At 64.5% G+C, this 14,615-nt stretch carries 15 protein-coding genes; 3 read left to right on the forward strand and 12 right to left on the reverse strand.

The window, feature by feature from the left end:
• A partial coding sequence (locus tag AC1DS3_RS24085; RefSeq protein WP_477128110.1) for an RNA 3'-terminal phosphate cyclase occupies positions 1-221 on the forward strand: 221 nt, incomplete at its 5' end.
• A gap of 27 nt (positions 222-248) precedes the next feature.
• Here AC1DS3_RS24085 and fliR read toward each other — a convergent pair.
• From fliR to catA, 12 genes are all read right to left on the reverse strand, one after another.
• Positions 249-1,034 (reverse strand): flagellar biosynthetic protein FliR, encoded by a 786-nt coding sequence (fliR, locus tag AC1DS3_RS24090; RefSeq protein ID WP_441639462.1) that lies wholly within the window; start codon positions 1,032-1,034, stop codon positions 249-251.
• Between the two features lie 99 nt (positions 1,035-1,133).
• Positions 1,134-1,403: a flagellar biosynthesis protein FliQ gene (fliQ, locus tag AC1DS3_RS24095; RefSeq protein WP_043353410.1), complete on the reverse strand. Its 270-nt coding sequence runs from the start codon at positions 1,401-1,403 to the stop codon at positions 1,134-1,136.
• 34 nt (positions 1,404-1,437) lie between these two features.
• On the reverse strand, positions 1,438-2,127 hold the full coding sequence (gene fliP, locus AC1DS3_RS24100) for a flagellar type III secretion system pore protein FliP (protein ID WP_477128113.1): 690 nt from the start codon (positions 2,125-2,127) through the stop codon (positions 1,438-1,440).
• A 149-nt stretch (positions 2,128-2,276) separates the two neighbouring features.
• Entirely contained in the window at positions 2,277-2,795 is a 519-nt protein-coding gene (gene fliO, locus AC1DS3_RS24105; protein ID WP_441639461.1) for a flagellar biosynthetic protein FliO, read from the reverse strand.
• Positions 2,792-3,250, reverse strand: coding sequence for a flagellar motor switch protein FliN (fliN, locus tag AC1DS3_RS24110; RefSeq protein WP_150990476.1), 459 nt, complete (start codon positions 3,248-3,250; stop codon positions 2,792-2,794). The genes fliO and fliN overlap by 4 nt, the downstream gene beginning before the upstream one ends.
• Positions 3,243-4,250: a flagellar motor switch protein FliM gene (fliM, locus tag AC1DS3_RS24115; protein ID WP_477128111.1), complete on the reverse strand. Its 1,008-nt coding sequence runs from the start codon at positions 4,248-4,250 to the stop codon at positions 3,243-3,245. Before fliM ends, fliN begins: the two co-directional genes overlap by 8 nt.
• Positions 4,251-4,400: 150 nt before the next feature.
• Positions 4,401-4,886, reverse strand: a complete 486-nt coding sequence (fliL, locus tag AC1DS3_RS24120) for a flagellar basal body-associated protein FliL (protein WP_441639460.1) — start codon at positions 4,884-4,886, stop codon at positions 4,401-4,403.
• Positions 4,887-5,592: 706 nt separating this feature from the next.
• Complete coding sequence (locus AC1DS3_RS24125) at positions 5,593-6,378, reverse strand: 1,6-dihydroxycyclohexa-2,4-diene-1-carboxylate dehydrogenase (protein ID WP_441639459.1); 786 nt, start codon at positions 6,376-6,378, stop codon at positions 5,593-5,595.
• 37 nt (positions 6,379-6,415) lie between these two features.
• Positions 6,416-7,435, reverse strand: a complete 1,020-nt coding sequence (benC, locus tag AC1DS3_RS24130; protein WP_441639458.1) for a benzoate 1,2-dioxygenase electron transfer component BenC — start codon at positions 7,433-7,435, stop codon at positions 6,416-6,418.
• A 25-nt stretch (positions 7,436-7,460) separates the two neighbouring features.
• A complete protein-coding gene (gene benB / locus AC1DS3_RS24135; RefSeq protein WP_441639457.1) occupies positions 7,461-7,979 on the reverse strand; it encodes a benzoate 1,2-dioxygenase small subunit in 519 nt (172 codons plus the stop codon).
• Positions 7,976-9,364: a benzoate 1,2-dioxygenase large subunit gene (benA, locus tag AC1DS3_RS24140; RefSeq protein ID WP_441639456.1), complete on the reverse strand. Its 1,389-nt coding sequence runs from the start codon at positions 9,362-9,364 to the stop codon at positions 7,976-7,978. The genes benB and benA overlap by 4 nt, the downstream gene beginning before the upstream one ends.
• A gap of 122 nt (positions 9,365-9,486) precedes the next feature.
• A complete protein-coding gene (gene catA / locus AC1DS3_RS24145) occupies positions 9,487-10,401 on the reverse strand; it encodes a catechol 1,2-dioxygenase (protein WP_441639455.1) in 915 nt (304 codons plus the stop codon).
• Positions 10,402-10,597: 196 nt separating this feature from the next.
• Between catA and AC1DS3_RS24150 the strand changes: the two genes are divergently transcribed.
• Both AC1DS3_RS24150 and acnB read left to right on the forward strand, forming a co-directional pair.
• On the forward strand, positions 10,598-11,515 hold the full coding sequence (locus AC1DS3_RS24150; RefSeq protein ID WP_441639454.1) for a LysR family transcriptional regulator: 918 nt from the start codon (positions 10,598-10,600) through the stop codon (positions 11,513-11,515).
• A gap of 175 nt (positions 11,516-11,690) precedes the next feature.
• Positions 11,691-14,276, forward strand: coding sequence for a bifunctional aconitate hydratase 2/2-methylisocitrate dehydratase (gene acnB / locus AC1DS3_RS24155; RefSeq protein WP_477128112.1), 2,586 nt, complete (start codon positions 11,691-11,693; stop codon positions 14,274-14,276).
• The last annotated feature ends 339 nt before the right edge of the window (positions 14,277-14,615 follow it).

Genomic DNA, 14,615 nt, shown 5'->3' on the forward strand with positions numbered 1-14,615 from the left:
CCTACCTGGCCGGCAAGGCCTACCTGGCCGGCAAGGGTGCGGTCGGCCCGCACCTGGCCGACCAGCTCCTGCTGCCAATGGCCCTGGCGGGCGGCGGCAGCTTCACCGTGGACGAAGTGACCAATCACGTGCGCAGCAATGCAGAAGTGATTGCCAAGTTCCTGCCGGTGGATATCGGGTTTGAAGCGGTGGACGGGTGTACGCGGGTGGTGGTTGCGTGAGGGGGCGGGTCTGCCGAGACCTGACCCTCACCGCCCAAACTGCCCCAACACCGTCGCCACCGTACTCAACCCGCCCTCGATCAGCCGCGCCATGAAGGTGCTCATCTGCGGCATGATCAGCATCATCATCAGGATGCCGCCGCCCAGCGTGACCGGGAAGCCGACCGCGAAGATCGACAGTTGGGGAGATGCGCGGTTCAGGATGCCCATGGCGAGGTTGAGCGTGAGCAGCGCGGCGATCAGCGGCAGGGCCAGCAGCATCCCCGAGGAGAACACGGTGGCGCCGGAGGCGGCCACTGCTGCCCAGCCGGCGCCGGTGAGGGGCTGAGCGGCGATGGGCAGGCTGGCGAAGCTATCGGCGATGGTGGCCAGCAGCAGCAGGTGGCCGTCCATGGCCAGGAACATCAGCATGGCGACCACGTTGAGAAAGCGCGCCAGCACCATGGTCTGGCCGCCGGAGGAGCGGTCGTAGAAGGAGGCGAACGACAGGCCCATCTGCAGGCCGATGGTTTCGCCGGCGAATTGCACAGCGGAGAACACCAGCCGCATGCTGAAGCCCATTGCCAGCCCGATGCCGACCTCGTTGAGGATGATCAGGAAGCCTTCCAGCGAGTACACCGGCACCAGCGGCAGGTGGTCGATGGTGGGCGAGATGATCACCGCCATCATGGCCGCCAGGCCAACCTTGGCGCGTCTCGGGATGGTCGACTCGCCAAACAGCGGGGCGGTGCCGATCAGGGCCAGCAGGCGGAACAAGGGCCAGAGGAAGGCGGCGATCCAGGCGTAGAGCTGGGCGGAGGTGACGGAGAGCACGGCGGCTGTTGCGGCGGATACGGCTGTTGCAGCTATTGCGGCGTTAGATGTCGCCCAGCGCAGCCAGGTGCGACGCCAGGCTTATCGGACGCATCAGACTCAATGCACCAGGGCGGGAATGCCCTGGAACACTTCGCGCATGTAGTCGACAAAGGTGTTGATCATCCACGGGCCGGCCAGCACCATGGTGGCGAACAGGGCCAGCAGCTTGGGGATGAAGGACAGCGTCATTTCATTGATCTGCGTGGCGGCCTGGAACAGGCTGACCACCAGGCCGGCCACCAGCGCCACCAGCAGTAGCGGCGCGGACAGCATCAGGGTCATTTTCATCGCCTGGGTGGCGATGCTCATTACGGTTTCCGGCGTCATGGCGAAGGCCTTGGGTGGGGCTAGCGCCCCGTGATCAGTTCAGGAAGCTCTGCGCCAGCGAGCCCAGCAGCAATTGCCAACCGTCCACCAGCACGAACAGCATCAGCTTGAATGGCAGCGCGATGGTGGCCGGCGGCACCATCATCATGCCCATCGCCATCAGCACGCTGGCTACCACCAGGTCGATGATCAGGAAGGGGATGAAGACGGTAAAGCCGATCTGGAACGCGGTCTTGAGCTCKCTGGTGACAAAGGCGGGCACCAGGATGTGCATCTGCACGTCTTCGGGGCCCTGCATCTCGGGCACCTTGGCCATCTGGGCAAACAGCGCCAGGTCCTTCTCGCGGGTCTGCTTGAGCATGAAGGTCTTGAGCGGCGCGGCGGCCTTGGCGGCGGCGTCTTCCAGGCTGAGCTTGTTCTCGGACAGCGGCTTGTAGGCGTCGGTGTAGATGCGGTCGAACACCGGCGACATGACAAAGAAGGTCAGGAACAGCGACAGYCCCACCAGCACCTGGTTGGGCGGGGAACTGGCCGTGCCCAGCGCATTGCGCAGCAGCCCCAGCACGATGATGATGCGGGTGAAGCCCGTCATCATCAGCATGGCCGCGGGCAGGAACGACAGCGAGGTGAGCAGGACCAGCGTCTGCACCGACAGCGACCAGGTCTGGCTGCCGCCCGGGCCGGCTTTGCTGGTCAGGCCGGGCAATGCCTGCGCCTGGGCCATGGCGGGCAACAGCACCAGCGCAAGGCAGGCGCTCACCAGCAATGCCGCAAGCGCAAGCCGGGAGGGTTGGCTGGCGCATTCGCGCACGGACCGGAGATGGCGTTGCAGGTGGTGTTGCAAAGTGCGCCGGGAGGCGTCAGGCAGGAAATTCATGACTTCAGGTTGTCTTGCATGGCGCGCAGCAGCTTTTGTCCAAAGCTGCCGGCCGAGCCCGGGGTTGCCGTGCTGCCGGAGGGGTGGTCCGGCTTGTGCGCGGCTTGCGCGGGCAACGTGTGGAGCGTGCGAATCTCGCCGGCGCTCACGCCCAGCACCAGGCAGGTGTCGCCCACTTCCACCATCACCAGGCGCTGGCGGGCGCCGAGCATGGTGCTGCCTACTACCTTCATCTGGCCGCCCTGGCCGTGCCGGACCAGGCCGGCGCGGCGCGCCAGCCAGGCCAGCAACAGGATCAGGGCGATGACGGCGAACAGGCCGAGGCCAGCTTGCGCCAGCCCCGTTGCGCTGCTGACCGGGACATGGCTGCCGGCCCCGGCGTTGCTGGCGATCGTGCCGGTACCGGCGGGGCTGGCCACCGCGGCACTGGCTTGCGCGTACGCGCTCGCCGCATGCGCCAGGCCCACGCCGGCGGCAAGCGCAGCGTTGGCGGTCCGGCGCAGGCCGGCTTTCATCGGTTGAGCTTCCGGATGCGTTCGGACGGCGTGATGATGTCGGTCAGGCGGATGCCGAACTTATCGTTCACCACGACGACCTCGCCCTGGGCGATCAGGTAGCCGTTGACCAGCACATCCATCGGCTCGCCGGCCAGGCCGTCGAGCTCCACCACCGAGCCCTGGGCCAGCTGCAGCAGCGTCTTGATCGGCACCTTGGTGCGACCAAGCTCTACCGTGAGCTGGACCGGGATATCGAGAATCATCTCGATATCGTTGTGGAAGCCGCTCGGTGTTTCCTTCTCCAGCGGCTGGAAGACCTTGGAGGCGGCTGGTGTGGCTGTGGCTGGCGTGGCGGCGACAGCCTGGGCAGGCGCGGCGGCAGCGGCGATATCCTCGGCGCTGGTCTGCTCCGCCAGGGCGCTGGCCCAGTCGTCCATCGGGTCGGCCGGCTTGTCGTCTTTGCCGTCAGTCATGGTCGGTTTCCTTGTTGGAATCGATTTCTTGGTGATTGATCATCCGTTCTACCCGCAACGCATACTGGCCGTTCATGGTGCCAAAGCCGGCCTGCAGCACGGGTACGCCATCGACCTTGCCGAAGACCTGCTCGGGCAGCTCGATGGGGAGTACGTCGCCGACGCGCAGCGCCAGCACTTCGGCTACGGTGCTTTCCACGTGGGCAAATTCGGCCACCAGATCCACCTCCGCCGAGCGAATCTGCTGCCACAGCTGGGAGATCCAGCGCTTGTCTACTTCAACCTCGTCCTGCAGCGGGTTCATCAGCAGGTCGCGCACCGGCTCGATCATCGAGTACGGGAAGCAGACGTGCAGCTGGCCACCCACCGCGCCAAGCTCGATATGGAAGGCGGTGGTCACCACCACCTCGCTGAGCATGGCGATGTTGGCAAACTTCGTGTGCATTTCCGAGCGGACATATTCCAGCTCGATGGGATGCACGGCATTCCAGGCCTGGCCGTAGCTGTTGAGCGCAAGGTCCAGCAGGCGCCGGATGATACGCTGCTCGGTCTGGGTAAAGTCGCGGCCTTCCACACGGGTGTGGAAGCGCCCGTCGCCACCGAACAGGTTGTCGACCACCAGGAACACCAGGTTGGGGTCGAACACGAACAGCGACGTGCCGCGCAGCGGCTTCATGTGCACCAGGTTCAGGTTGGTCGGCACCGGCAGGTTGCGCACGAAGTCGCCGTACTTCTCGATCCGCACCGAGCCAACCGAGATGTCGGCGCCGCGGCGGATGAAGTTGAACAGCTGGGTCCGAAGCTGGCGGGCAAAGCGCTCGTTGATGATTTCGAGCGTGTGCAGCCGGCCGCGCACGATGCGCTCTTGCGTGGCCAGGTTGTACGGGCGCACGCCATCCTCGGAGACCGGCGCGGCGACCTCGGGCGTATCGGTCTCGCCTGACACGCCTTTCAGTAGTTCGTCTACCTCGTCCTGCGAGAGAAACTTGTCGTAGGCCATCTAGTGTCCTGCCCCTTGAGTGCCGTGATGAATGAAAGCGACCATGTACCGATCAGCCCGCGCGCTGGCGTTGGCGCGCGCGCTGTGAGACAGGCAAGGAAAACAAGGACGCATTCATATCGGAGTTGCTGGTGGGGCAGGGCAAAGCGCTTACTGCACCACGAAGGAAGTAAATAGGACGTCCAGGATCTGCTGCTTGGGCAGGTTGGGCGCGAACGGCTGGCTGATGACACTCTTGATTTCCTGGGCCAGCTTGCGCTTGCCGTCCACCGTCGCCAGATCGGGCGGTTGCTTGGCCGACAGCAGCAGCAAGATGCGGCTGCGGACTTCCGGCAGGTACTCGGTGATGCGCGCCTGGTCCTTCGCGTCCGCCACCTTGAGCGACAAACCGGTATGCAGGAAGCGGTCGCCGTCATCGCTCTTCAGATTGACGGTAAATGCTTCCAACGGCACAAAAATCGGCGGCGGTACAACCGGAGCGGCAGGCGCGGCCGGTTGGCGGTTACTCAGGATGTTGCCCAGAAAAAAGCCCCCGGCACCCAGCGCCGCGACGAGCACGACGCCGAGCACCAGCAGCAGTCGCCCGCGCTTGCTCGTGTTGCCGTCAGCCTGGGAAGAAGTGAGCGTATTCGCCATGAGATGCCTGTATCGGAATGCCTTGCCATTCTTGAGGGAATGACCGGCAAGCAAAGGGCCGAAAAAAAGGGTGAAACCCGCTCAGCTTGGCCCTTTGAGCCGAACAGGTCTTGTCATCCGAGCTACGCGGATGGTCTTACAGGGGTTAACGAATGACGGGCACGGAACTTGAGTGGATGTTTGACTAAAAGCCGCGCTGGGTACCGGATAGCGGGTGACGGACCAGGAAACCGCGATGATTTGCCAGGTTGGCGAGATGGCGGCAGGCAGGCGCAGGTGGCTGCCATGGGCGTGGGGTCGGCGCGGGCGATGGCGCCGCCGCTTGTCGCGCCGCGTTGCTAAGTGATTGATTGGATTACGGATTTAATCTGCCGCCGGGACGGAGCGGAGAACGGCGTGCCAGCTGGGGCTGGCGCCACGCCGTGCCTGGTGAGCCGTGCGAGCCGGCTGCGGACCGCGATATCCGCATACCCGGGTCAACCCATTCGCGTGTGGCGTTACGCGTCCGGGGCGGTACAGGAATATGCTCTTAAAGGCATATTCCGGAGGTGGGCAATACGTTGTGCGCCTCACCATCCAGGGCGTCGCCCCGACAACGCCGCCTCCAGCTGCTTCGGGAAGAAAAAACACGAACATGCGAAGCGTTAGTCCGCTGGAAGCGCGTGCGGTGGCTATCGGGGAGGGCGCGAGCCGGCGTCGCCGCGGCTCAGCCGAGGTCGCCGCCGCCGACGGGCAGCACTGTGCCGGTGATGTAAGAGGCCTCGTCGGACGCCAAAAACAGAATCGCGCGCACCTGTTCATCGATGGTGCCGTAGCGGTGCATCAGGCTGGATGCCATGGTCTGGTCGACGATGCCCTGGTACCACGCGGCTTCCCGCGGGGTCTGCTCCGCCGTGTTGCGGGGCACTTTGCGCGGCGGCGCTTCGGTGCCCCCGGTGGCGATCGCATTGACGCGGATGCCGTCCTGCGCGTGCTCGAAGGCGAGGCTGGCGGTCAGGGCGTTGACGCCGCCCTTGGCGGCTGCGTAGGGCACGCGGTAGATGCTGCGTGTGGCGATGGACGAGACATTGACGATCACGCCCTGCTTGCGCGCGATCATGCCGGGCAGCACGGCGCGGCAGCACCACAGGGTGGGAAACAGCGAGCGGCGGATCTCGGCCTCGACCTGCGCTTCCTCGTATTCCTGGTAGGGTTTGGCCCAGATAGTGCCACCCACGTTATTGACGAGGACATCGATGCGGCCATGTGCCTCCAGCGCCGCGCTGGTCATCAGGCAGGCGCCGGCATAGGTCTCCAGGTCGGCTTCCACAGCCAGTGCCTGGCCGCCGTTCGCGAGGATTTGCGCGGCGACCTCATGCACCAGTGCCGAGCGGTCGACCAGCACCAGGCTGGCACCCTCGGCCGCGGCGGCGAGCGCCACGCCGCGTCCAATCCCCTGCGCCGCGCCGGTTACCACGGCGATTTTTCCGCTAAAGCGCGCGTTGTTGTTCATGGCTTGTCTGTGATGTCTGTGATCCGTGGACGGTGGGTCAGGCAGCGTTGCTGGCCGAGAATTTTTCGTAGTGGAAGCTGGCCGGCGTCACCCCGGCGTCCTGCAGCCAGGCGCGCACCGCGTCCACCATGGCAACGGGGCCGCACAGGTAGATGTCGACATCGCCGCCGTTGAGCCAGTCCGGCTCCACGTGCTGCGTGACATAGCCCTTGCGGGTTTCGCTGCTGACCGGATCGAGCACGCAGGTGCGGTACTCGAAGCCGGCGAGCTTGCGCTTGGCTTCGTCTAGCTGTTCCAGGGCCACCAGGTCGATCTCATGCGTCACGCCGTACACCAGGCGGATCGGATGCGGGCTGCCGTTCGCGGCCAGCACGTCCAGCATGGACAGGAAGGGTGCGATGCCGGTGCCGCCCGCCAGGAACAGCACCGGGCGGGCCACTTCGCGCAGGTAGAAGCTGCCATAGGGGCCGGCGAAGGAAATGGGCTGGCCGGGCAGCGCCTGCTTGCTCAGGAACTCGCTCATGCGGCCGTTGGGCACGTTGCGCACCACGAACGAAGTGCGCGCGGCGCCGGGGGCGGAACTGAACGAGTACGAACGGGTCAGGCCGGTACCCGGAATCTCCACGTTCACATACTGTCCCGCCAGGAAGGTCGGGGCAGCGGTATCGCCGAGGTCGATCGAGAACCCGATGGTGGAGTCCGACAGCTTGTCCACCGCCGCCAGCTTGCCCTGGTAGCTGGTCACGCCGGTCTTGCAGGCGGCCGACGAGGCCGGCACCTTGATCACGCAATCGGAGCGCGGGCGGGTCTGGCAGGCCAGCACGTAGCCCTTGGCCGCTTCCTCGGGCGTCAGCGCGTCCTCGATATAGCTCGACGCCGGCAGGTCGTACTCGCCGGATTCGCACAAGCCGCGGCAGGTGCCGCAGGCGCCGTCGCGGCAGTCCAGCGGGATATTGATCTGCTGGCGGTAGGCGGCGTCGGACAGGGTTTCGTTGGCGGCGCAGGTGATGAAGCGGGTAACGCCGTCTTCAAACTGCAGAGCGATGTTGTATTCCATGGCGTGGTTCCTCCGGCGCGTCGGCTCAGATGTGATAGATGTCGATGACCTGGTTGATGTAGTCGTTCTTGAGCACGACATACTTGTCCAGGATCTGCGCTCGCCCGCCGGCAAAGTCGATGACGTAGCGCGACATGCCGAAGTAGCAGTAGTTGGTCTTGTAGCGGTGGCTCAGCGTGTGCCAGTTGAAACGCACCGTGCAGACGTTGCCTTCCTGGCGCTCCAGTTCGACGTTGCTGAGGTTGTGGCTGGTGCGCGTGTCCGGCATGGTGGCGCTGGAGCGCTCGGTCTTGATGCGGAACACGCGGTCCTCCAGGCCTTGGCGGTTCGGGTAGTAGATCAGCGAGATCTCGCGCTGCGGATCGGTCACCAGGGTGTCGTCATCGTCCCAGGACGGCATCCAGAACGCGGCATCCGGGTGATAGCAGGCCAGCCATTCATCCCACTGTTCGTCGTCAAGCAGGCGGCTTTCGCGGTAGAGGAAGGCCTGGATCTCGGCAAGGCCGATGGGTGCGGTAGGTGCGGTAGCTGCGGTCGTGCTCATGCTTCGCTCCCGACGCTGCTGATCTTGCTGGCTTCGGCACCCGTGGCCTGCTTCATCACGTCCAGCCAGTAGCGGTGCTGCACCGTGTACAGGCCTTCGTCCTCGGTCTTGACGCCGCTCATCAACGGCTTGAGGCCAATCTTGCGGGCGGCCTCGTCGGCGCCTTCCACCCAGTGCGTGGCGCCGCGGCACATGTCGTTCCATGCCACCGCGCTGCCGGCATAGCCTTGCTGGCAGGCGCGGAATTCTTCCAGGTCGTCGGGCGTGGCCATGCCGCTGACGTTGAAGAAGTCCTCGTACTGGCGGATGCGGCGCGCGCGCGCGTCGTCGGCTTCGCCCTTGGGCGCGATGCAGTAGATGGTGACTTCGGTCTTGCCAACCGACAGCGGGCGCAGCACGCGGATCTGCGAGCCGAACTGGTCCATCAGGTAGACGTTGGGGTACAGGCACAGGTTGCGCGAGTTCTGGATCATCCAGTCCGCCGTCTCGGCACCGCAGCGCTCGGCGAATTCATCACGCCGGTTGAAGTTCGGCCGGTCTTCCGGGTTGGCCCAGCGTGACCACAACAGCATGTGGCCGTGGTCAAACGCGTAGAAACCTCCGCCTTGCCGGCCCCAGTTGCCCGCATCCATGGCCCGGATCTTGTCCTCGCGGGCGTTTTCCTGCTTGCGGTGATTGGTGGTGGCAGCGTAGTTCCAGTGCACGGCGGAGACGTGGTAGCCGTCGGCGCCGTTCTCGGTTTGCAGCTTCCAGTTGCCCTCGAAGGTATAGGTGGACGCGCCACGCAGCACTTCCAGGCCGTCGGCGGACTGGTCCACGATCATGTCGATGATCTTGGCCGCCTCGCCCAGGAAATCCTTGAGCGGTGCGACGTCCGGGTTCAGGCTGCCGAACAGGAAGCCGCGATAGTTCTCGAAGCGCGCCACCTTCTTCAGGTCGTGCGAGCCTTCCTTGTTGAAGCAATCGGGGTAGCCGGCACCTTCCGGATCCTTGACCTTGAGCAGCTTGCCGCTGTTGTTGAAGGTCCAGCCATGGAACGGGCAGGTGTAGGTCGCCTTGTTGCCGCGCTTGTGGCGGCACAGCATGGCGCCGCGATGGGTACAGGCGTTGATCAGCGCGTTGAGTTCGCCCTGGCGGTTGCGTGCGATCACGATCGGCTGGCGGCCGATGTAGGTGGTGTAGTAATCGTTGTTGCCGGGGATCTGGCTTTCGTGCGCCAGGTAGATCCAGTTGCCCTCGAAGATGTGCTTCATCTCGAGTTCGAACAGGGCCTCGTCGGTGAAGGCGCTGCGATGCAGGCGGTGGTCGCCGGTCTCGCGGTCTTCCACCAGGTAGTCGTCCAGGCGCTTCAGGGCCGGGCTGTGGTCCGGGTAAATGGGGATCATGAGGTGTCTCCTGCATCCGTGGCGGATGCGCCGGGCCGTGAGGGATCCTCAGGGCGGCCCTGATGTTGCTGCGTCGTTGCTGATGCTGTCGGAGGCGCCTGAGATGCCTCAGGCGCCGGGGCTTACGCGGCGGCGCGCGTGCGCTCCACTTCCGGTGCCGGCGCTGCCGCGCAATCGGCGTACAGGCGGAAATCGAAATCGATGGAGGCAAACGGCTTGTCCAGGCCGTGCTCGGCCAGTGCCCGCGGGGACTCGATGTGCCTGATCGCTGGCACCAGGCCCTCGCGGCTGGCAAAGGCAAAGTCGTCCCACAGGTATTCGTCGCCGTCGATGTTGATCTGGGTGGTCAGCTTGCGATGGCCGGCTGCGGACACGAAGAAGTGGATGTGCGCGGGGCGCCGGCCATGGCGGCCCAGCAGGTCCAGCAGCCGCTGCGTGGTGCCCTGCGGCGGGCAGCCATAGCCCATCGGCACGATGCTGCGGAACTGGTAGCGGCCCTCGCTATCGGTGGTGATGGTGCGGCGCAGGTTGAAGTCGGACTGCGTCTTGTCGAAGAACGAGTAGTTGCCGAGCAGGTTGGCATGCCAGACCTCCACCGCGGCGCCGGGCAGCGGCTTGCCGTCGGTGCCGAACACCGTGCCCTGCATGAACAGGACTTCGCCCTGGCCATCTTCGCTGCCGTCGTCCAGCCGCGCGAAGCCTTCGCTCGCGGGCGCGCCGGCGACATACAGCGGGCCTTCGATGGTGCGCGGCGTGCCACCGGCGAGACCGGCCTTTGCCTCGGCTTCATCCGCGCGGATGTCCAGGAAGCGCTCCAGGCCCAGGCCGGCGGCCAGCAGGCCAAGTTCCGGGCCGGCCTCGGCGAAGTACTCGATCCCCTTCCAGACTTCGCTGGCACTCAGGTCCAGGTCTTCGATCGCCTTGAAGAGATCGGTGGTCAGGCGGACCACCACGCTTTGCACACGCGCATCGGCCTTGCCGTTGGCGGTGTCGAGGATGAACGCTTTCACCAGCGCTTCGATTTCCGGGTGCGTCATTTGTCTGCTCCTTGTCTCTGGTTTTCTATGTGGGGTCCGTCTTTGCAGTGGCATTCCGCCAGGGCAGCGTGATTCGAACTAAAATGCCATAAAGGTATAAAAAGTCGTTGTCACAGCCTGATGCGAAGGATAGGAGTGCCAAAATCGGCGGTCCAACACTGTTTTAGTATTGGCTGAATACTCAAAAGGTATAGTCGTGGACTTGCGTCACTTACGTTACTTTGTTGCCGTCGCGGAGGAGCTCAACTTCACCCGCGCGGCCGAACGGCTGCATATCGCCCAGCCGCCGCTGAGCCGGCAGATCCAGCAACTGGAAGAGGGCCTGGGGGTGCAGCTCTTCGAGCGCAACGCGCGCCCGCTCAAGCTGACCGAGGCCGGGCGCTTTTTCTATGCGCACGCCCAGCAGTTGCTGGCGCAAGCCGCGGAACTGGAGTCGATGACGCGGCGGGTGGGGCAGATCGAGCGGAAGATGTCGCTCGGCTTTGTCGGATCGACCCTGTACGGCATGCTGCCCAAGATCATCCGGCGCTTCCGCACCGAGCACCCGCAGATCGAGCTGAGCCTGGTTGAGATGACCACCATGGACCAGATCGCCGCGCTCAAGCAGGGCACCATCGACGTGGGGTTTGGCCGCATCCGGCACGAGGACCCGAACGTGCGCCGGGTCGTGCTGCGCGAGGAGCGGATGATCGTGGCGCTGCCGGTCGGGCACCCGCTCTCGCTGGCCAAGCCCGTGCTGGCCCTGCACGACCTGCTGGGCGAAACCCTGATCATCTTTCCCAAGGCGCCCCGCCCAAGCTATGCCGACCAGGTGCTGGCAGCGTTTCACGACCGGGCCTTGCAGCCCGGGCGCATCCATGAAGCGCGCGAGCTGCAGATCGCGCTGGGGCTGGTGGCGGCCGGGGAGGGTATCTCGATCGTCCCGAGCAGCGTGCACGGCCTCAAGCGGGACGACATCAGCTACCGGGAGCTGGACGATCCCAACCTGGTCTCGCCCATCATCATGAGCATGCGCAGGCTCGACGAGACCGAGGAGATCAGCGCCATGCTGGACATGATCTACCGGCTGTATGAGGAGGAGAAGCTGGTTTTTCTGCCGCCGAGCCAGGAGTGATGGCGGGTGGCCTGATCGCGCCGGGGGAACTCTTGTATGCGGCCTGGCCTTGATTTGATTGGGTTTTCTGTTTTCAACTCTTATATAAGATATAAGACGTTTGACCCAAGGGGGCACTTTATTTTACAATCGCGGCACAACTGGTTTTTATAACCCTATCACCCCGCAGGTTCCCATGCTTGAAAACTATCGCGCCCATGTAGCCGAACGCGCCGCGCTTGGCATCCCCCCTCTGCCGCTGACCGCCAAGCAGACTGCGGAGTTGATCGAATTGCTGAAGTCCCCGCCGGCTGGCGAGGAACAAGTCCTGGTCGACCTGATCACGCATCGCGTGCCGGCTGGCGTGGACGACGCCGCCAAGGTCAAGGCTTCGTACCTGGCCGCCGTGGCGCTGGGCAAGGAAGCCTGCCAGCTGATCTCGCGTGCCAAGGCAGCCGAGCTGCTGGGCACCATGCTGGGCGGCTACAACATCTCCCCGCTGATCGAATTGCTGGACGACACCGAGATTGGTCCCGTCGCCGCTGAAGCGCTCAAGAAGACGCTGCTGATGTTCGACGCCTTCCACGACGTCAAGGAAAAGGCCGACAAKGGCAACGCCATCGCCAAGTCCGTGCTGCAAAGCTGGGCCGACGCCGAGTGGTTCACCAGCCGTCCGGAAGTGCCGCAAAGCCTGACCGTGACGGTGTTCAAGGTCACCGGCGAAACCAACACCGACGACCTCTCGCCGGCGCCGGACGCCACCACCCGCCCCGACATCCCCCTGCACGCGCTGGCCATGCTGAAGAATGCGCGCCCGGGCATCACCCCGGAAGAAGACGGCAAGCGCGGCCCGGTCAAGTTCATCGAATCGCTGAAGGAAAAGGGCAACCTGGTTGCCTACGTGGGCGACGTGGTCGGTACCGGTTCCTCGCGCAAGTCCGCCACCAACTCGGTGTTGTGGTTCACCGGCGAAGACATTCCCTTCGTGCCGAACAAGCGTTTCGGCGGCGTGTGCCTGGGCAGCAAGATTGCCCCGATCTTCTACAACACCATGGAAGACGCCGGCGCACTGCCGATCGAGCTGGACGTGTCGCAGATGGAAATGGGCGACGTGGTCGAACTGCGTCCCTATGATGGCAAGGCCCTGAAGAACGGCCAGGTCATCGCCGAGTTCACCGTCAAGTCCGACGTGCTGTTCGACGAAGTGCGCGCCGGCGGCCGCATTCCCCTGATCGTTGGCCGTGGCCTGACCGCCAAGGCACGCGAGGCGCTCGGCCTGGCCCCGTCCACGCTGTTCCGCCTGCCGCACAACCCGGCCGACACTGGCCGCGGTTTCACGCTGGCCCAGAAGATGGTTGGCCGCGCCTGCGGCCTGCCGGAAGGCAAGGGCATCCGCCCGGGCACTTACTGCGAACCGAAGATGACCTCGGTGGGCTCGCAAGACACCACCGGCCCGATGACCCGCGATGAGCTCAAGGACCTGGCTTGCCTGGGCTTCTCGGCCGACCTGGTGATGCAGTCGTTCTGCCACACCGCGGCTTATCCGAAGCCGGTCGACGTCAAGACCCATCACACGCTGCCGCAGTTCATCAGCACCCGTGGCGGCATCTCGCTGCGCCCGGGCGATGGCGTGATCCACTCGTGGCTGAACCGCATGCTGCTGCCCGACACCGTCGGCACCGGCGGCGACTCGCACACCCGCTTCCCGATCGGCATCAGCTTCCCGGCAGGCTCGGGCCTGGTGGCGTTCGCCGCTGCCACCGGCGTGATGCCGCTGGACATGCCGGAATCCGTGCTGGTGCGCTTCAAGGGCAAGATGCAGCCTGGCGTCACCCTGCGTGACCTGGTCAACGCCATTCCGCTGTACGCCATCAAGTCGGGCCTGCTGACCGTGGCCAAGCAAGGCAAGAAGAACATCTTCTCGGGCCGCGTCCTGGAAATCGAAGGCCTGCCCGACCTGAAGGTCGAGCAAGCGTTCGAGCTGTCCGACGCTTCCGCCGAGCGTTCGGCCGCCGGTTGCTCGGTGCGCCTGAACAAGGAACCGATCATCGAGTACATCAACAGCAACATCACGCTGCTGAAGTGGATGATCGCCGAAGGCTACCAAGACCCGCGCAGCCTGTCGCGCCGCATCCAGGCCATGGAAGCCTGGCTGGCCGATCCCAAGCTGCTGGAGCCGGATGCGGACGCCGAGTACGCCGCCGTGATCGAGATCGACCTGGCCGACGTGCATGAGCCCATCGTGGCCTGCCCGAACGACCCGGACGACGTCAAGACCCTGTCGGAAGTGGCTGGCGCCAAGATCGACGAAGTCTTCATCGGTTCGTGCATGACCAACATCGGCCACTTCCGCGCAGCCTCCAAGCTGCTCGAAGGCAAGCGCGACATCCCCGTCAAGCTGTGGGTTGCCCCGCCGACCAAGATGGACGCCAAGCAACTGACCGAGGAAGGCCACTACGGCGTGTTCGGCACGGCTGGCGCCCGCACCGAAATGCCGGGCTGCTCGCTGTGCATGGGTAACCAGGCACAAGTGCGCGAAGGTGCCACGGTGATGTCGACCAGCACCCGTAACTTCCCGAACCGTCTGGGCAAGAACACCAACGTGTACCTGGGTTCGGCCGAGCTGGCCGCSATCTGCTCGCGCCTKGGCCGCATCCCGACCAAGGAAGAGTACATGTCGGACATGGGCGTGCTGGCCACCAACGGTGATCAGATCTACAAGTACTTGAACTTCGACAAGATCGAKGACTTCAAGGGTGTGGCGGATACGGTGACTGTGTAAGTTGCATCGGTTTTCTAGCCGTACATTTGAAAGGCCCCTTGCGGGGCCTTTCTTTTATGGTTTTGTCGGCGGTATTGGTGGTATTGGCGGTATTGGCTTTTGGGAGCAAGGGCTGGGTTTTGTGGGGTTTTTGGTTCGTCTTGAACGGCGTTGGCGTTTGCACCCAAGTGCCATACGACATCCYCCTGCGGGGGCTGCCGGTCACTTATATGAACGCGCCCCGCCCTCCCATGGAGCGCGAGACGTCGAAGAAGTCTTGCGKGGTGGGGCAAAACTGCCCTGGCGGTAAGGGGCCCCTCCAGGACCGAACGGCATCGCAATGTGCCAGAGTGGTAGATG

It is taken from the genome of Cupriavidus sp. 01L46 (assembly GCF_056399905.1).